Raw genomic sequence first — 15,413 nt, forward strand, 5'->3', positions numbered from 1 at the left:
ATCCCCAACGAAGGAGCAGCAATGGCACTGTCCAAGGATGAGGTCCTCACCGGTCTGGCCGAGATCGTCAACGAGGAGACGGACATCGACGTCGCCGAGGTGACCCTCGAGAAGTCGTTCACCGACGACCTCGACATCGACTCGCTGTCGATGATGACCATCGTCACGCTCGCGGAGGAGAAGTTCGACGTCCGCATCCCCGACGAGAAGGTCAAGGACCTCGTCACCGTCGGCGACGCCGTCGACTACATCGCGAGCGCGTAAGCCTCCTCGCCTCCGTCCACACCCCATCTCACCCTCGGGAGATCAGCCCATGAACGTCGTCGTCACCGGACTCGGCACCACCTCGCCCCTCGGCGGGGATGTCGCGAGCACCTGGGAGGCCGCGCTCGCCGGCCGTTCCGGCGTGCGCACCCTGGAGAACGACTGGGCCGAGCAGTACGGCGTGCCCGTGACCTTCGCGGGTCAGCTCGCCGTGCGCCCCGACGAGGTCCTCTCACGCCCCGAGACCAAGCGCATGGACCCGTCCGCCCAGATGGCGATCGTGGCCGCGCGCGAGGCCTGGGCCGATGCGGGCACCCCCGACGTCGACTCTGAGCGCCTGGGCAGCGTCGTGTCGTCGGGCATCGGCGGCGTGTGGACCCTGCTGACGGCATGGGACACGGTGAAGGAGCGGGGCGCCTCGCGCGTCCTGCCCCTCACCGTGCCCATGCTCATGCCCAACTCCCCCACGGCCTACGTCTCGCTCGAGTTCAAGGCCCGCGCGGGCGCCCACGCCCCCGTCTCCGCATGCGCCTCCGGCGCCGAGGCGATCGGCATGGGCTTCGAGATGATCCAGTCCGGCCGCGCCGACGTGGTGATCTGCGGCGGCACCGAGGCCGCGATCCACCCGCTGCCCATCTCCGCCTTCGCCTCGATGCAGGCGCTGTCCAAGCGCAACGACGACCCTGCGGGCGCCTCGCGCCCCTACGACGTCAGCCGCGACGGCTTCGTGCTCGGCGAGGGCGCCGGCGTGGTGGTCCTCGAGTCCGAGGAGCACGCCAAGGCGCGCGGCGCGCGCATCTACGCGAGCGTGCTGGGCCTCGGCATGACGGCCGATGCGCACCACATCGCCGCGCCCGAGCCCAACGGCGCGGGTCAGACCAGGGCCATGGAGCTCGCGCTCGAGCGCGCGGGCCTCACCACTGCGGACGTCGCGCACGTCAACGCGCACGCCACCTCCACCCCGGTGGGCGACATGATCGAGGCGCGCGGCATCCGCTCGCTGCTCGGCTCGCACGCGGACCAGGTGCTGCTGTCCGCCACGAAGTCGATGACCGGCCACCTGCTGGGCGGCGCGGGCGCGCTCGAGTCCGTCTTCACCATCAAGGCGCTCGAGACCCGCACCGCTCCCCCGACCATCAACGTCACCGAGCCCGACCCGGAGCTCGAGGTCGACCTGGTCCGCGACACGCCGCGCGCGCTGCCCGAGGGGCAGATCGCCGCGATCAACAACTCGTTCGGCTTCGGCGGCCATAACGTCGCGCTGGTCTTCGGCGCCTGATCGGGGTTACGTTCGGGGCGTGAGACGCCCCTTGCTCGCGGGCCTGTCCGCCCTTCTGGTCCTCGCCGTCGGCTCGTGCGCCGACGGCGAGGCGTCCGCACCCTCCTCCCCCGCATCGTCGACGGCGGCCGAGGCGCAGGCGGACGCGCTCGATCCGGCGACCGCGCTCGAGCCCTACGCGCTCCTCTACGAGGAGATCGACGCGGATCTCGCGGCGCAGGCCGCGGCGGTCGACGCGTCCGTGTACCTCGCCGCTCCCCTGCTCACCGCGGGACCTCAGGCGGTGATCGAGCTCGGCGGCGACCTCCGCCCGCGCGCGGTGGTCGACGCCTCCGGGGCGAGCCTCGCGGCGCTCTCCGCGTCCGACGATGCGCTCGTCGGCATGAGCAGGGCGTGCCTGGCCGAGAGCGGCGGCTACGGCTTCTGCAGCCGGATCGCGACCCTCGACGCCGCCGGGGCGGACGTCGACGTGTCGACCGAGGATCTCGACCTCGACTTCCACACCGTCACGCTCGACGCGGACGGAGGCGGCTTCTGGGCGGACCGCTACGTCCCTGTCACTTGCGAGGACGGCATCGGTCCGTGCGAGGTCCCCACCGAGGACGGACCGCTCGAGCGCATCCTCGACTGCGACGTGGTGCACGTCCGCGACGGAGAGCCGGTCTGGGAGTGGTCGGCGCTCGATCACCTCGGCGAGGCGATGCTCGAGGACGCCACCACCACGCTCGTGTACAACCCCGACGACCCGTTCCACTGCAACTCGATCCAGCCGGACGATGCGGGGACCACGGTCTACGTCTCGATGCGGCACCTCAGCTCGGTCATGGCGATCGACGTCGCGAGCGGCGAGGTCCTGTGGACCTTCGGCGAGAACAGCACCGATGAGGCGCTCGAGGTCGCCGACCCGGACGGGCTGCTGGGCGACCGACCGGTGCTGAGCGGCCAGCACGACTTCCGGTGGCTCGGCGGCGACCGCTTCTCGGTGTTCGACAACAGCTCCGAGGGCGCCGGCGTCGCCCGTGCGGTGATCTTCACGGTCGCGGGCGGCACGGCGACCGTCGACGCCGTGATCGAGGACCCGCAGGGGCGCGGGTCACGATGCACGGGCTCCGCGCGTCCCCTGGACGCCGCCGAGACGTTCTGGGCCGTGTCCTGGGGCTGCAGCGAGTCCGGCGTGTCCGTGATGACAGCGGACGGCCGGGAGGTCGCGCGCGTCACCGTCGACTTCGACGCGGCGGTCGAGCGCGACCTCCTCACCGACGTCGCCGCGGAGCAGCCCGATCTCGGGCACACCGTGAGCTACCAGGCCGTGGTCGGTCCGCGCGGGCTGCTCGGCTGACCTGCGGCGGACTCAGGTCAGGCGATGCCCTGCTCGAGGCGCGCGAGCGCGGCGTCGATCACGTCGACCAGCTCGTCGTCCGAGTGCTGCGCCCACCACACCGAGGCCGCGAGGATGCAGCCCGTGACGGCCTGGCCGGCGGCGCGCGCCTCGACCCCGTTCTCATCGAGCATCCCGTCCCGCGACAGCTGATGCGCGAGGCCCGCCGTCATCACGCCGAGACCCCTCACGCCCGCGGCGAAGACCTCGTCGGACTCGCCGATGATCCGGAAGCGCACGCGGTCGAGGTCGGACCCCGACGGGCGCTCGGTGAGGACCTGCCGCAGCGCGCTGCGCAGCCCCGCCATGCCGGGCCCCGTGGCCTCGTGCGCGAGCAGGTCCTCGAGCCGGCCGTACGCGACGAAGAAGTCGTGCCAGACCAGGTCCGCCTTGTTGGCGAAATGGCGGAACAGCGTGCGTCGGGAGACGCCGCTGCGCGCCGCGACGTCGTCCATCGACACCCCGGCGTAGCCGCGCTCGGCGAACAGTGCTGCGGCCTCGAGGCCGATCTTCTCCGGGTCGGCGATCTGCGGGCGTCCCGGTCGACGATGCTCACTCACATCGCCCACCCTAGCGTGCAGCGTTATCTCTGCTCAGGTGGCGGTGGGCGTGGCCTGATGGAACTGCAGCCGCCACCGGTCCGTCCGCACCCAGATCGAGGAGCGCAGCGCGGCGCCGCGGGAGCCGTGCTCGGGCGTCGACGTGTAACGCACCTGAGCGACGTCCGGTGCGAGCTCGACGACCTCGAGGCGGCCCAGCGGCAGGTGGACGTCGATCGCCACCGGCGCCAGCCCGACCGAGTCCTCGCGGCTCCAGACACGGCCCGACTGTCCGATCTCGAGGAAGCCCGGCGCGAGGATCGCCTCCATGTAGGCACGGTCGAACCGCGTCTCCGGACGCCACATCGACTCCTCCAGCGCCTGGAGGGTCAGCTCGTCCATGTGATCGAGCGGCACGGCTCAGCCCACGCGGTGCAGCCAGCGCACGGGCGCGCCGTGACCGGCGTACCGGAACGGCTCGAGCTCCTCGTCCCACGCGGTCCCGAGCGCGAGGTCCATCGTGCGCCGCACGTCCGCGAGGTTGTCGGCGTTGTCGAGCGCCGCGCGGATCCGGTCCTCGGGCACCACGGTGTTGCCGTGCGAGTCGATCACGGCGTGGAAGATGCCGAGGGACGGGGTGTGCGACCATCGCGCGCCGTCGGATCCGAAGGACGGCTCCTCGGTCACCTCGTAGCGGACGTGCTCCCAGCCGCGCAGCGCGGAGGCGAGACGTGCACCGGTGCCCTGCTGGCCCTGCCACGACACCTCGGAGCGGAGCAGACCCGAGCCCGCGGGCTGATCGGTCCAGTCGAAGGAGGCGCGCGAACCCAGCACTCCCTGCGCCGCCCATTCGATGTGCGGAGTCATCGCTCGGGTCGCGGAGTGCACAAAAAGGACACCACGGGTGATTGCAGCCATGTCCCTTTCCTTCCTGTGAGGTGCGTCTTCCCCTACGACCTCGCTGGAAACCGGTCCATGACACCGGGTGTGCCTTGATTCTGCCTCAGGTCCGCGCCGAGCGCCAGCGACTCGCCACCGAATGTCGGACCCGTGTGCGAAGGTGGCCGCATGACCGCCAGCGATCACGTCGTCACGGTCGCCGCGCTGCGCGAGGCCGAGCGGCGCACCATGCTCACCGTCCCCGAGGACGCGCTCATGGACCGCGCCGCCGCCGCGGTGGCCGATGCCGCCGCGGAGCTCGCGGCCGCGCGCGGACTCCCGCTCGACGGCCTCCGCGTGTGCGTGGTCGCCGGCTCGGGGAGCAACGGCGGGGATGCGCTGCTCGCGGGCGCGCTGCTGTCGCGCCGCGGCGCCCGGGTGGTGGCCGTGGTGACGGCCGACCGCGCCCACGAGCGCGGCGTCCGGCTGCTCGAGGAGGCCGCGGGCGAGGGCGCCGTCTCGGGCGTCGCGTTCCCCCTCGGACGCGAGCGGGTGCTCGACTCCCAGCTGGTGATCGACGGCTTCGCGGGGATCGGCGGGCGCCTCGGACTGCCAGACGACGCGTGGTCGATCCTCGGCCGCGCCGTCGACGCCGGCCTCCCGATCGTCGCGGTCGACGTGCCGTCGGGCCTCGCCGCCGACTCGGGCGAGCTCCCACCCGCGCAGGACGATGCGCCGGGCCGTCACGTGGTGGCCGACGTCACCGTCACCTTCACCGCGCTCAAGCGCTGCCTGGTGGAGCAGCCCGCCGCACGCGCCGCTGGGCGCGTGGTGCTGGCCGACGTCGGGGTCGAGCTCGACTCCTGATCAGCGGGCGGACTCGAGCGACTCGCGGAGCTCGCGCATCGCCTGGCGGCGCACGTCCTTGCGCAGGCGGTCGAGGTAGAGCTTGCCGTCGAGGTGGTCGACCTCGTGGTTGATGAGGCGGGCCCAGATCTCCTCGCCGTCGATCTCCACCTTGTCGCCGTTGAGGTCGGTGCCCACGGCGCGCGCGTACGCCGGACGCTCGCAGGCGTACCAGAGGCCCGGCACCGAGAGGCAGCCCTCCTCGCCGAGCTCCTGGAAGTCCTCGCTCACCTCGATGATCTCGGGGTTGATGATGTAGCCGATGTCGCCGTCGATGTTCCACGAGAACGCGCGGAGCCCCACGCCGATCTGGTTGGCGGCGAGCCCGGCCCGGCCGTCGTGGTCGACGGTCTCGAGCAGGTCCTCGATGAGCTGTCGCACCCGGTCGTCGATCTCGGTGATCGGGTCGCAGGGCGTACGGAGGACGGGGTCGCCGATGACTCGGATGTCGCGCATTGCCATGGCGCTATCCTCCCACGGCCCGGGCGCCGGCGTATCGTCGGAATATGACCCTCGAGACCGCGAGACTCCTGCTACGCCCGTTCACCACGGACGATGCCGCGGATGTCCACGTCTACGCCTCGGACCCGGCGGTCTGCCGGTTCACCGACTGGGGGCCCAACAGCACCGAGGACACGGACGCCTGGATCGAGGTGGCCGCGGACGCCGGGTCGCCCGCGCATTGGGCCATCACGCTCAAGGAGGACACCGTGGGATCGGCGGGCCGGATCCCGGCGGGGACCGTGGTCGGCGGCGTGGGCGTCTACGGCGAGGACCGCGGTCCGCTCGACGCGACGCCGGACATCCGTGAGCTCGGCTGGGTGGTGCGGCGGGACCTCTGGGGTCGCGGGATCGCGACCGAGGCCGTGCACGCGGTCATCGAGGCGTTGCGCGAGGACGATGCGCTGGAGCAGGTCCACGCGCGCTGCCGACCCGAGCACAAGGCCTCGGCGAAGGTCATGGCGCACCTGGGGCTGGCCCTGGACCGGCGGGTCGAGAACGACATCGAGCGCGACGGCCGCTGGATGCACTCCGACCTCTACGTGCTCACCCTGACGCGGTGACGCCGATGCGCGTATGGGAGCGCGACGACGTCGCCTCCGCGTGGCCCGTCCCCGGCGCGGCCGACGACAAGTACTCGCGCGGCGTGGTCGGCGCGATCGCCGGGTCCGAGGCGTACCCCGGCGCGGCGGCGCTCGTGGTGTCGGGAGCGATCCGCGCGGGCGCGGGCATGGTCCGGTACGTCGGCCCCGAGCGCGCGCAGGACCTGGTGCTCGCGCATCGTCCCGAGGCCGTGGTCCACCACCCCGTCGACGTGGCCGAGCGGGTGCCGCGGGCGCAGGCGTGGATCGTGGGCTCGGGCGTCGCGGACTACCCCGAGCAGGACGCGGCGATCGGCGCCGTGATCGCGGAGTCCGCGCCGATGGTGGTGGACGCGGGGGCGCTCGCCACCGTCGCGCGCGCGAGGGCCGCCGGGGCGCGCGCGATCGGCGCCGAGCGCGTGCTGCTCACCCCGCATGTCGGCGAGCTGGTGCGCACGCTCGACGCGCTCCGCCACGACGCGACCGCGGCGGACGTCGAGCACGATCGCGTGGGCCACGCGCGGCTGCTCGCGGAGACCGCGCGGGCGACGGTGCTGCTCAAGGGCGCGGTCACGCTCGTCGTCTCCCCCGGCGGCGGCGCGATCGAGCTTCCCCTCGCGCCGCCGTGGCTCGCGACCGCCGGAGCCGGGGACGTGCTCGCGGGGATCGCGGGAGCGCTGCTGGCCTCCGGGCTGCCGGCGGACGTGGCGGGCGCGTGCGCGGCCTGGGTCCACGCGCGCGCGGCCGAGCGCGCGTCGGGCGGAGGCCCGGTCGCCGCGCTCGACGTCGCCGCGGCCGTGCCTGCCGTGGTCGCGGACCTCTTCGCGCACTGAGCCCGTCAAGGGCGGTCAGTCCAGGGCGCCCCCGCCCGGCATCGTCACCATGAGCACCGCGAGCACGGTGAAGGCCGCGAGCACGAGGATCACGGCGACGATCGCGAAGCCGGTGACGGCCTTCTCCGACGCGGCGACCCGTGGCAGCACCAGCCGCGTGAGCCCCGCGACCAGGGCGCACGGCGCGACGATCGCGATGGCGACGAAGAGGGCCGCATCGGGCTCCCCTGTCGCAACGAGGACCGCGCCGGCGGGGACCAGGCCGAGCAGCCCTCCCATCGTGGCGAAGGACGCCACCGCACGCCGCCGCGAGAGCTCGCGGGTGCGCACGTGGACCCAACGGCCGATCGTGTGCGCCACCAGCCCGATCCCCGCGGCGATGATGAGCATGTGCGCGACGAGCACGGCCGCCTCGATGTCGTCGATCGCGCGCGGCAGCCCCGCGGCGCCGCCGGCGCCCGCCTCCCAGACCTGAGCGCCCGCGTAGGCGAGCACCGTCGCGATCACCGAGTAGAGCGGGATGTCGACCGCGGTCGCGATCCACGCGGCGACGAACGGATCGCGCGGTGCCGCCGCGGCGGGCGTCCGCGTCATGCGACCGTCCGGAGGCTGAACGAGGCGACCGTGTCCGGCGCGAGCGACTCCGCCTTGAGCACCGCCTTCTTCACGGGCAGCACGAAGGTCCGCCGCTCCTTCGACGGGAAGATGCTGGTGCGCCACGTGGTCGCACCGACGGTGACCTCGACCTTGACCGCGCCGAACCCGCGCCTCGGGCCGTGCTGCGCATCCTCGATCTCGTCGGCGATGTCGAAGGGGAGGTCGACGAAGATCCAGGTCTCGGTGCGCGCGTCCCACGGGTAGAGGGTCGCGTCGAACTCGTAGGCGGTCACCCGAGCGACGCTACTGCCGCCGCGACGATCTCCGCTACGGGCGCCGTCGCCTCGATGCGCAGCCCCGCCTCACCGCCTTCGAGCGGCTCGAGCGTCGCGAACTGCGACGCGACCAGCGCCGCCGGCATGAAGTGGCCTTCGCGGGCGGCGCACCTACGGAGCGCCTCCTCCTCGCTGAGCGACAGCTCGAGGAACGATGCACCGGGGGCGGCTGCCCGGATGCGGTCGCGGTACGCGCGTCGCAGCGCGCTGCACGCCACCACCGCTCCCCCGGACGCGGCCGCCTCGGCGAGCGCCTCGCCCACCCTGTCGAGCCATGGCCAACGGTCCTCGTCGGCGAGCGGGGTCCCGGTGGCCATCTTCGCGACGTTCGCCGGCGGGTGAAGATCGTCGCCGTCGACGAAGGGGATACCGAGCGCGGCGGCGAGCGCCGCACCGACGGTCGACTTGCCCGTCGAGGTCGGGCCCATGACGACGATCTCGACCATCCGTACCCCCTCGATGAGCGCTGCCGGAGGACCTGCGTTTCCAGCGCGTTAAATCTTCGCATTTCGGACACGCGGCGTCGCATGCCGGAACTACCATGCCCTCCAGGGGATCCCGGAACGCCCCGCGCCGCGCCGCGATCCCGGGATCAGGGGGAAAGGATCCGCGCATGGGGAGACCCGCGTGGGTGACGATGCCGCGCACCGGCGCGCGGCGCATGGGGGCGCTCGCCCTCGCGACGATCATCGTGGCGCTCGCGCTCAGCACGCTCGTCCTGCCCGGCGCCGCGGCGGCGCCGCCCGCGGGAACGGCGGAAGCCGCCGAGGAGTACCCGGCTCCCCCGCCCGCGGCGGTCCGTCTCCTCTGGGCCTTCTCCCTGTCGGGTGCGGACGGCGCCGACCTGGCGGGCGGCACGCTGCACCGAGGCGACAGCCTCACTGTGGCGGCGACAGGGCTGCCTCCGGGCGCACGGGTCGAGGTCGAGCTCCACTCGACGCCGCTGCCCATGGGCGCGACCACCGTGGCCGCCGACGGCGGGCTCACCCTCGTCGCGGTGGTGCCCGAGGCCGCGGAGGCGGGGGCCCATGAGGTGGTGGCGACGCTGACGGGGGACGGAATCGAGCCGTCGACCGCGACTGCGGCCGTCACCATCGCGGAGGCGCTCCCCGCGATCGCGCCGGCGCCCATCCTCGTCGAGGTGCTGGACGCGGCCCCGCTGCCGACGCCCGAGCCGAGCGCGTCCCCGGCGGCCGAGGCGCCACCGGCCCCGGCCGCCGCACCCGACCCGGTGGCGGCACCCGAGCCTGAGGCCGTGGCCGTGGCCGAACCGGAGCCCGCGGACGGCTACCCGTGGCTCGCGCCGACCATCCCCACGCTCGGCGATCTCGAGCTCTCCCCGCTGCGCATCGCAGCCGCCTTCACCCTCGCCTCGGCCTTCCTGCTGCTCGCGGGCATCCCCGCGGAGCTGCTCCAGTCGACGCTGACCGAGAACTACTCGCGCGCGTTCGGATGGCTCACCCCGAGGCGCCGCGGCGCGCGCCGCCGGTCCCGCCTCGCCCGCGCGCTGGGCCGCCCATGGATCGCGTGCGGCATCACGGTCGCGCTCGCGACGCTGATCCTGGGCCTGGGGCAGACCGGCTTCCGGTTCGGGCCCGAGGAGGCGATCACCTACGTGAGCCTGTGGCTCTCGCTCACGGTGCTCAACCTCGGCCTCAACGGCGGCCGGCTGCTCGCGGCCCGGCGCGGTGCGCGCGCGCCAGGAAGGCTCACGCCGCTGCCGGGCGCGCTCATCGTGGTCACCATCTCGGTGGTGGTCTCCGAGACCCTGCACATCGAGCCCGCGCTGCTGTTCGGCGTCGTCGTGAGCGTCCAGTACGGCCGCTCCATCTCGTCCCGGTACGAGGGACGGCTCGCGCTGCTGGGCGTGGGCACCGCCTTCGCGGTCGGCGTCCTCTCGTGGCTCGCCCTCAGCGCCCTCGAGTCGGTGTTCGCCGGATCGGACGGCGTCGCGGTGACGCTCGTCGAGGAGACCCTTGCCGGGATCGTGCTCGAGACGCTCGCGGCGCTCGTGGTGGGCCTCCTGCCGTTCACGTACCTCGACGGCAAGGCGATCCACGACTGGAGCCGGCGCGCGTGGGGCGCCGCGTACTTCGTGGCGGCCGTCGCGTTCGTGCTCATCGCGGTGCCGACCGGCAACGACTGGCAGTCGTCGCAGACCCCGCTGCTCACCTGGCTCCTCATCGTCGCGGGCTTCGGCGCGATCGCTCTCAGCGCGTGGGCCGCGTTCCGGTTCATCCCGGAGCGGAGGCCCGAGCCTTCCTCGCCGGAGGCCGACCCGACGCCGCCGGTGCCCGCCGCATCGTCCCCCGACGCGTAGGACCTCCGTCCCGGGCGGACCACCCCTCCGGGCATAGCGTGAAGGGGTGGAGGTCGCCGGCGACGTCCCCTTCCGGATCGCGCGATCGCGCCGCCGCCGGGCCTCGCGAAGGACATGCGCATGCGGCAGGTCAGGATCCACGGCCGCGGCGGCCAGGGTGTGGTCACCGCCGCGGAGATGCTCGCACGCGCCGGCTTCCTCGCCGGCCATGAGGTGCAGGCGATCCCGTCGTTCGGCTCCGAACGCACCGGCGCGCCGGTCGTGTCGTACTGCCGCTTCGACGACGCCCCCCTGAGGACACGCGAGCCCGTGCTCGCCCCCGACGTGGTGCTCGTGCAGGACCCGACGCTGCTCGCGACCGGCGGCGTGTTCGCAGGCCTGGCCCCGGGCGGACTCGTCATCGTCGACACCACCACGTCGGCGCACGAGGTCCGTGCCGCCGCGGGCGCCGAGGATGTCGAGGCGACAGTGGTGACCGTCCCCGCGACGTCGATCACGCTGCGCCATCTCGGCAGGCCCAAGCCCGCCGCCGCGATGCTCGCCGCCTACGCCGCGAGCGCGGACGACGTCACGCTCGAAGCCGTCGAACAGGTGTTCCGCGCGCGCTTCCCGGGAGCGGTGGGCGAGGCCAACGCCGCCGCCGCGCAGGAGTCGTTCGCGTTCGTGCGCGACGAGCTCACCGGCATGTCCGAGGCGGAGACCGCCGCCGCGTCCACGAGGGAGGACTGAGATGCGCGAGGTGCTCGAGGGCTCGCAGGCCGTGGCGCGGACGGTCGCACGGTGCCGGCCCGGCGTGGTCTGCGCGTACCCGATCTCCCCGCAGACGCACATCGTCGAGGCGCTGTCCGCGATGGCGCGCACGGGAGAGCTCGAGGGCTGCGAGTACGTCAACGTCGAGTCCGAGTTCTCCGCGATGTCGGTGTCCATCGGCGCCTCGGCCGCCGGCTCGCGGGCGTACACCGCGACGGCGTCGCAGGGGCTGCTCTACATGGCGGAGGCCGTCTTCAACGCCGCGGGCATGGGGCTTCCGATCGTGATGACGGTCGCGAACCGCGCGATCGGGGCGCCCATCAACATCTGGAACGACCATTCCGACGCGATGGCGTTGCGCGACGCGGGCTGGCTGCAGCTCTACGCGGCGGACAACCAGGAGGCGGCGGACCTCCACGTCATCGCGTTCGCCGCGGCGGAGGAGCTCGGCATCCCCGCGATGGTCTGCATGGACGGCTTCGTGCTCACCCACGCGACCGACGTGCTCGAGCTCGCGACCGCCGCGGAGATCGACGCCTTCCTGCCCCCGTACGCACCCGCACAGGTGCTCGACATCGACCACCCCACCACCATCGGCACCATGGCCGGACCGGAGTCCTTCACCGAGACCAAGTACCTCCAGCACCTGCGCTTCCTCGACGCCGCCGGCGTGATCGAGGCCTGGTCGGAGCGCTTCCGCGAGGCCTTCGGACGCGAGGCGGGCGGGCTGGCGGTCCGTTACGCCCCCGACACCCTCGACCGGGACCGCGAGGCGCCGCCGGCAGATGCGGGCGACGTCGTCGTCGTGGCGATGGGCTCGGTGCTGGGCACCCTCCAGGCCGCGCTCCCGGCGCTGCGCCGCGAGGGCGTGCCTGTGCGGCTCGTGGGGCTGAGCTCCTTCCGACCGTTCCCGGCGACCGCGCTGCGCGAGGCGCTGGGCGGCGCGCGGGACGTGGTGGTGATCGACCGCGCGCTCGAGCTCGGGTCGGGCGGCGTGCTCACCGGCGACGTGGGCCGGGCGCTCGCCGGCACCCGCTCGCGCGTCCGCTCGGTGGTCGCCGGGCTGGGCGGCAGGCCCATCCTCGAGGCCTCGCTCCAGGACGTGGTGCGCCGCGCGCACGCGGGCGAGCTCGAGCCGCTCGAGTTCCTCGACCTCAAGGAGGGCGGCGTCCCCGTGCCGCACCACGGCGCGACGGAGGTGCACCGATGACCACCGTCCACATCCCGTTCCTCCAGACCGGCTCGCTCGCGGTCGGCGGGCGCCTGCTCTCGGAGGACGAGCGGTCCGTGCAGTCGCACACGGACCGGCCCTCGTCGCTCACCAAGGGCCACCGCGCATGCCAGGGCTGCGCGGAGGCGCTGGCGGCCCGGTGGGTCATGGACACCGCGGTCGAGGCGTCCGGAGGCAGGCTCATCGTCGCGAACGCGACCGGCTGCCTCGAGGTGTTCTCCACCCTGTACCCCGAGAGCGCGTGGAAGCCGCCGTGGATCCACTCGGTGTTCGCCAACGCCGCCGCGGTGGCCACGGGCATCGCATCGTCCCTGCATGCGCAGGGCAAGGACGATATCCGCGTCCTCGCGCAGGGCGGCGACGGCGGCACGGTGGACATCGGCCTCGCGGCCGTCTCCGGGATGTTCGAGCGCAACGACGACGTGCTCTACGTCTGCTACGACAACCAGGGCTACATGAACACGGGGGTCCAGCGCTCGTCCGCGACTCCGGCCGCCGCCCGCACCGCGACCACCCCCGCGGTCGGGCGCGCGCCCGGTCAGGCGTGGGGGCAGGGCAAGTCGATGGTGAAGATCGCGATGGCGCATGAGATCCCCTACGTCGCGAGCGCGACCCCGGCGGACCTGCGAGATCTCGAGGCGAAGGTCCGGACGGCGATGTCGATCCACGGCGCCCGCTACCTGCACGTGCTCGTGCCGTGCCCCGTCGGGTGGGGATCAGAGTCGCGACTGTCCATCGCGCTCGCCAGGGCCGCGGTGCAGTCCGGGATCTTCCCGGTGGTCGAGGCGCGCGCGGGCGAGCTCACCGACGTGCAGCGCATCCGCGAGCGCGTCGACGTGACGGAGTACCTCGAGCCGCAGGCGCGCTTCGCCCACCTCTTCAAGCCGGGCGGCGAGGACGCCCTCGCGCGGTGGCGCGCCGTCGCGGAGGCCAACATCCGCCGCTACCACCTGCTCGGAGGCGAGTCATGAACGGTCACGATGCCCCGCCGACAGTCGGCCTGTCGACCGGCCCCGCCACCTCGCTCGCGTATCACACGGGCACCTGGCGCACCGAGCGGCCCGTCTACGTGGACCTCGCTCCCCCGTGCTCGCTCGGGTGCCCGTCGGGCGAGGACATCCGCGGCTGGCTGGGTTCCGTGCAGGAGGGCGAGCCGGGCCTGGAGAAGGCGTGGCGGCGCCTCGTCGCGGCGAACCCGCTGCCTGCGGTGATGGGGCGGATCTGCTATCACCCCTGCCAGACCGCCTGCAACCGCGCCGAGGTCGACGAGGAGGTCGGGATCAACGCGGTCGAGCGATTCCTCGGCGACACTGCGATCGAGCGCGGCTGGGCGCTGCCGGTCCCCGCCGCATCGTCCGGCAGGCGCGTGCTCGTGGTGGGCTCCGGCCCCGCCGGGCTGTCCGCCGCGTACCACCTCCACCAGCGAGGCCACGAGGTGGTGATCCGCGAGGCCGCCGCCGAGCCCGGCGGCATGCTGCGCTACGGCATCCCCGCGTACCGGCTGCCGCGCGACGTGCTCGCGGCGGAGATCCGGCGGATCGAGGACACCGGCGTGCGTATCGAGTGCGGGGCTCCGGTGACAGACCTCCGTGCCGCCGAGGCGGAGTTCCACGCGGTGGTGCTGACGATGGGCGCGGGGGTCGCGCACCACGTCGACATCCCGGCGGGCGCGGCCTCGCACATGGTCGACGCGATCGACGTGCTGCGGGACGTCGCGGAGGGCAACGCGCCCCTGGTGGGGCGCCGCGTCGCGGTGTACGGCGGCGGCAACACCGCCATGGACGCCGCGCGGACGGCGCGCAGGCTCGGGGCATCCGATGCGGTGGTCGTCTACCGGCGCACGCGCGAGCAGATGCCGGCGCACCCGACGGAGCTCGAGGAGGCCGTCGGCGAGGGGGTGCGCGTGCAGTGGCTGTCGACCATCGCGGCGGTCGAGGGGCCGCACCTCACCATCGAGCGGATGGAGCTCGACGAGGAGGGACGGCCGCACGGCACGGGCGAGTTCGAGGAGCTGGACGCGGACACCGTGATGCTCGCGGTGGGCCAGGACGCGGACCTCACGCTGCTCGAGGGGGCGGCGGACATCTCCGTCGAGGGCGGCGTGGTGCAGGTGGATCCCGCGACGCTCATGACCGGGCGCGAGGGCGTGTTCGCGGCGGGTGACGTCTCCCCCGGCTCGCGCACCGCGACGTACGCGATCGGGCGCGGTGCGAGGGCCGCCGCAGCGGTGGACGCCTACCTCGCCTCACGCGTGCTGCCGGCCGAGCCGGTCGAGCGCGAGGCCACCGCGTCCCGGCTCAACTCCTGGTACTACTCCGATGCGCCCAAGCAGCACCGGTCCGCGCTGGAGGCCGCGCGTCGCGTGACGGGCTTCGAGGAGGTGCTGTCCGGGCTCGACACCGAGCATGCGGTCTTCGAGGCGCGGCGATGCATGTCGTGCGGCTCGTGCTTCGAGTGCGACAACTGCTTCGGGATGTGCCCCGACGACGCGATCACCAAGCTGGGGCCGGGCATGCGCTACGAGATCGACTACGACTACTGCAAGGGCTGCGGCATCTGCGCCGCCGAGTGCCCGTGCGGCGCGATCGACATGATCCCCGAGGTCAGGTAGTTGCGCGCGCGAGCTCCCCTGCCGCCCATGCGCCCCGATGCTGCATAGGTGTCGGATTCCGGCCGATCCGTGCGCTCATGCAGCAGCGCGACGCATCGTCCCCGGGTACGACGAAGGCCCGCCCGGCGCGGCCCGAAGGCGCGCCCGGACGGGCCCTGCAGTCGCGAGCGACGGGTTACAGCGGGCGGATGTTGGCCGCCTGCATGCCCTTCTGGCCCTGCTCGGGGTCGAACTCGACGCGCTGGTTCTCCTCGAGGGTGCGGTAGCCCGAGGTGTTGATCGCGCTGAAGTGCGCGAAGACGTCGGCCGAGCCGTCGTCGGGAGCGATGAAGCCGAAGCCCTTCTCGGCGTTGAACCACTTGACGGTGCCAGTAGCCATGATGTGTTTCCTTACTTTCTTTGGCCGCTC

19 protein-coding genes are annotated in these 15,413 nt (G+C 73.3%); 11 read left to right on the plus strand and 8 right to left on the minus strand.

The window, feature by feature from the left end; translation table 11 throughout:
- Positions 1-21: 21 nt before the first annotated feature.
- From TR42_RS02410 to TR42_RS02420, 3 genes are read left to right on the plus strand one after another with little or no spacing between them, the layout of a single operon-like run.
- Positions 22-264 carry an acyl carrier protein gene (locus TR42_RS02410; protein ID WP_042212704.1) on the plus strand — a complete coding sequence of 81 codons (243 nt, stop codon included), beginning with the start codon at positions 22-24 and terminating at the stop codon, positions 262-264.
- Positions 265-313: 49 nt separating this feature from the next.
- Positions 314-1,543, plus strand: a complete 1,230-nt coding sequence (fabF, locus tag TR42_RS02415; RefSeq protein ID WP_042212707.1) for a beta-ketoacyl-ACP synthase II — start codon at positions 314-316, stop codon at positions 1,541-1,543.
- Between the two features lie 19 nt (positions 1,544-1,562).
- Positions 1,563-2,882 (plus strand): arylsulfotransferase family protein, encoded by a 1,320-nt coding sequence (locus TR42_RS02420; protein WP_143058870.1) that lies wholly within the window; start codon positions 1,563-1,565, stop codon positions 2,880-2,882.
- A 17-nt stretch (positions 2,883-2,899) separates the two neighbouring features.
- Here the strand turns inward: TR42_RS02420 and TR42_RS02425 are convergent, their stop codons facing one another.
- Genes TR42_RS02425 through TR42_RS02435 form a run of 3 tightly spaced genes read right to left on the minus strand, consistent with a single transcriptional unit; the run spans position 2,900 to position 4,378 of the window.
- The gene (locus TR42_RS02425) at positions 2,900-3,481 is read right to left on the minus strand and encodes a TetR family transcriptional regulator (RefSeq protein ID WP_042212710.1); all 582 of its coding nucleotides are present in this window, start codon (positions 3,479-3,481) and stop codon (positions 2,900-2,902) included.
- A gap of 33 nt (positions 3,482-3,514) precedes the next feature.
- Positions 3,515-3,862 (minus strand): nuclear transport factor 2 family protein, encoded by a 348-nt coding sequence (locus tag TR42_RS02430; protein ID WP_052405515.1) that lies wholly within the window; start codon positions 3,860-3,862, stop codon positions 3,515-3,517.
- A gap of 18 nt (positions 3,863-3,880) precedes the next feature.
- Positions 3,881-4,378, minus strand: a complete 498-nt coding sequence (locus TR42_RS02435; protein ID WP_042212713.1) for a DUF3145 domain-containing protein — start codon at positions 4,376-4,378, stop codon at positions 3,881-3,883.
- Positions 4,379-4,528: 150 nt separating this feature from the next.
- Between TR42_RS02435 and TR42_RS02440 the strand changes: the two genes are divergently transcribed.
- Entirely contained in the window at positions 4,529-5,206 is a 678-nt protein-coding gene (locus tag TR42_RS02440) for an NAD(P)H-hydrate epimerase (protein WP_052405516.1), read from the plus strand.
- On the opposite strand, the gene def is transcribed toward TR42_RS02440, so the two are convergent.
- Positions 5,207-5,707 (minus strand): peptide deformylase, encoded by a 501-nt coding sequence (gene def, locus TR42_RS02445; protein WP_042212714.1) that lies wholly within the window; start codon positions 5,705-5,707, stop codon positions 5,207-5,209.
- Between the two features lie 44 nt (positions 5,708-5,751).
- Between def and TR42_RS02450 the strand changes: the two genes are divergently transcribed.
- Positions 5,752-6,309: a GNAT family N-acetyltransferase gene (locus TR42_RS02450; protein ID WP_052405517.1), complete on the plus strand. Its 558-nt coding sequence runs from the start codon at positions 5,752-5,754 to the stop codon at positions 6,307-6,309.
- Positions 6,310-6,314: 5 nt separating this feature from the next.
- Positions 6,315-7,160, plus strand: coding sequence for an ADP-dependent NAD(P)H-hydrate dehydratase (locus tag TR42_RS02455; RefSeq protein ID WP_236623324.1), 846 nt, complete (start codon positions 6,315-6,317; stop codon positions 7,158-7,160).
- 15 nt (positions 7,161-7,175) lie between these two features.
- Here the strand turns inward: TR42_RS02455 and TR42_RS02460 are convergent, their stop codons facing one another.
- From TR42_RS02460 to TR42_RS02470, 3 genes are read right to left on the minus strand one after another with little or no spacing between them, the layout of a single operon-like run.
- Positions 7,176-7,754 (minus strand): hypothetical protein, encoded by a 579-nt coding sequence (locus TR42_RS02460; RefSeq protein ID WP_042212717.1) that lies wholly within the window; start codon positions 7,752-7,754, stop codon positions 7,176-7,178.
- A complete protein-coding gene (locus TR42_RS02465) occupies positions 7,751-8,050 on the minus strand; it encodes a DUF1905 domain-containing protein (protein ID WP_042212721.1) in 300 nt (99 codons plus the stop codon). Before TR42_RS02465 ends, TR42_RS02460 begins: the two co-directional genes overlap by 4 nt.
- A complete protein-coding gene (locus TR42_RS02470; RefSeq protein ID WP_042212723.1) occupies positions 8,047-8,538 on the minus strand; it encodes a gluconokinase in 492 nt (163 codons plus the stop codon). The genes TR42_RS02465 and TR42_RS02470 overlap by 4 nt, the downstream gene beginning before the upstream one ends.
- 167 nt (positions 8,539-8,705) lie before the next feature.
- Between TR42_RS02470 and TR42_RS02475 the strand changes: the two genes are divergently transcribed.
- The 5 genes from TR42_RS02475 (at position 8,706) to TR42_RS02495 (ending at position 15,004) form a co-directional block, all read left to right on the plus strand.
- Complete coding sequence (locus tag TR42_RS02475; protein ID WP_042212725.1) at positions 8,706-10,412, plus strand: hypothetical protein; 1,707 nt, start codon at positions 8,706-8,708, stop codon at positions 10,410-10,412.
- A gap of 120 nt (positions 10,413-10,532) precedes the next feature.
- On the plus strand, positions 10,533-11,141 hold the full coding sequence (locus TR42_RS02480; RefSeq protein WP_042212727.1) for a 2-oxoacid:acceptor oxidoreductase family protein: 609 nt from the start codon (positions 10,533-10,535) through the stop codon (positions 11,139-11,141).
- 1 nt (position 11,142) lies between these two features.
- Positions 11,143-12,372 (plus strand): transketolase C-terminal domain-containing protein, encoded by a 1,230-nt coding sequence (locus tag TR42_RS02485; RefSeq protein WP_042212728.1) that lies wholly within the window; start codon positions 11,143-11,145, stop codon positions 12,370-12,372.
- Entirely contained in the window at positions 12,369-13,364 is a 996-nt protein-coding gene (locus TR42_RS02490) for a thiamine pyrophosphate-dependent enzyme (protein WP_042212731.1), read from the plus strand. Before TR42_RS02485 ends, TR42_RS02490 begins: the two co-directional genes overlap by 4 nt.
- Positions 13,361-15,004, plus strand: coding sequence for an NAD(P)-binding protein (locus tag TR42_RS02495; RefSeq protein ID WP_042212732.1), 1,644 nt, complete (start codon positions 13,361-13,363; stop codon positions 15,002-15,004). The genes TR42_RS02490 and TR42_RS02495 overlap by 4 nt, the downstream gene beginning before the upstream one ends.
- A 175-nt stretch (positions 15,005-15,179) precedes the next feature.
- Here the strand turns inward: TR42_RS02495 and TR42_RS02500 are convergent, their stop codons facing one another.
- Positions 15,180-15,383, minus strand: coding sequence for a cold-shock protein (locus TR42_RS02500; protein ID WP_042212734.1), 204 nt, complete (start codon positions 15,381-15,383; stop codon positions 15,180-15,182).
- Between the last annotated feature and the right edge of the window lie 30 nt (positions 15,384-15,413).

It is taken from the genome of Demequina mangrovi, from assembly GCF_000759715.1.
Lineage (GTDB): Bacteria > Actinomycetota > Actinomycetes > Actinomycetales > Demequinaceae > Demequina > Demequina mangrovi.

Coding starts and splice junctions, on each gene's coding strand:
- TR42_RS02410 (WP_042212704.1), top strand. CDS start 22: ATGGCACTGTCCAAGGATGAGGTCCTCACCGGTCTGGCCGAGATCGTC.
- fabF (WP_042212707.1), top strand. CDS start 314: ATGAACGTCGTCGTCACCGGACTCGGCACCACCTCGCCCCTCGGCGGG.
- TR42_RS02430 (WP_052405515.1), bottom strand. CDS start 3,862: ATGGACGAGCTGACCCTCCAGGCGCTGGAGGAGTCGATGTGGCGTCCG.
- TR42_RS02435 (WP_042212713.1), bottom strand. CDS start 4,378: ATGGCTGCAATCACCCGTGGTGTCCTTTTTGTGCACTCCGCGACCCGA.
- TR42_RS02440 (WP_052405516.1), top strand. CDS start 4,529: ATGACCGCCAGCGATCACGTCGTCACGGTCGCCGCGCTGCGCGAGGCC.
- def (WP_042212714.1), bottom strand. CDS start 5,707: ATGGCAATGCGCGACATCCGAGTCATCGGCGACCCCGTCCTCCGTACG.
- TR42_RS02450 (WP_052405517.1), top strand. CDS start 5,752: ATGACCCTCGAGACCGCGAGACTCCTGCTACGCCCGTTCACCACGGAC.
- TR42_RS02455 (WP_236623324.1), top strand. CDS start 6,315: ATGCGCGTATGGGAGCGCGACGACGTCGCCTCCGCGTGGCCCGTCCCC.
- TR42_RS02460 (WP_042212717.1), bottom strand. CDS start 7,754: ATGACGCGGACGCCCGCCGCGGCGGCACCGCGCGATCCGTTCGTCGCC.
- TR42_RS02470 (WP_042212723.1), bottom strand. CDS start 8,538: ATGGTCGAGATCGTCGTCATGGGCCCGACCTCGACGGGCAAGTCGACC.
- TR42_RS02475 (WP_042212725.1), top strand. CDS start 8,706: ATGGGGAGACCCGCGTGGGTGACGATGCCGCGCACCGGCGCGCGGCGC.
- TR42_RS02480 (WP_042212727.1), top strand. CDS start 10,533: ATGCGGCAGGTCAGGATCCACGGCCGCGGCGGCCAGGGTGTGGTCACC.
- TR42_RS02485 (WP_042212728.1), top strand. CDS start 11,143: ATGCGCGAGGTGCTCGAGGGCTCGCAGGCCGTGGCGCGGACGGTCGCA.
- TR42_RS02490 (WP_042212731.1), top strand. CDS start 12,369: ATGACCACCGTCCACATCCCGTTCCTCCAGACCGGCTCGCTCGCGGTC.
- TR42_RS02495 (WP_042212732.1), top strand. CDS start 13,361: ATGAACGGTCACGATGCCCCGCCGACAGTCGGCCTGTCGACCGGCCCC.
- TR42_RS02500 (WP_042212734.1), bottom strand. CDS start 15,383: ATGGCTACTGGCACCGTCAAGTGGTTCAACGCCGAGAAGGGCTTCGGC.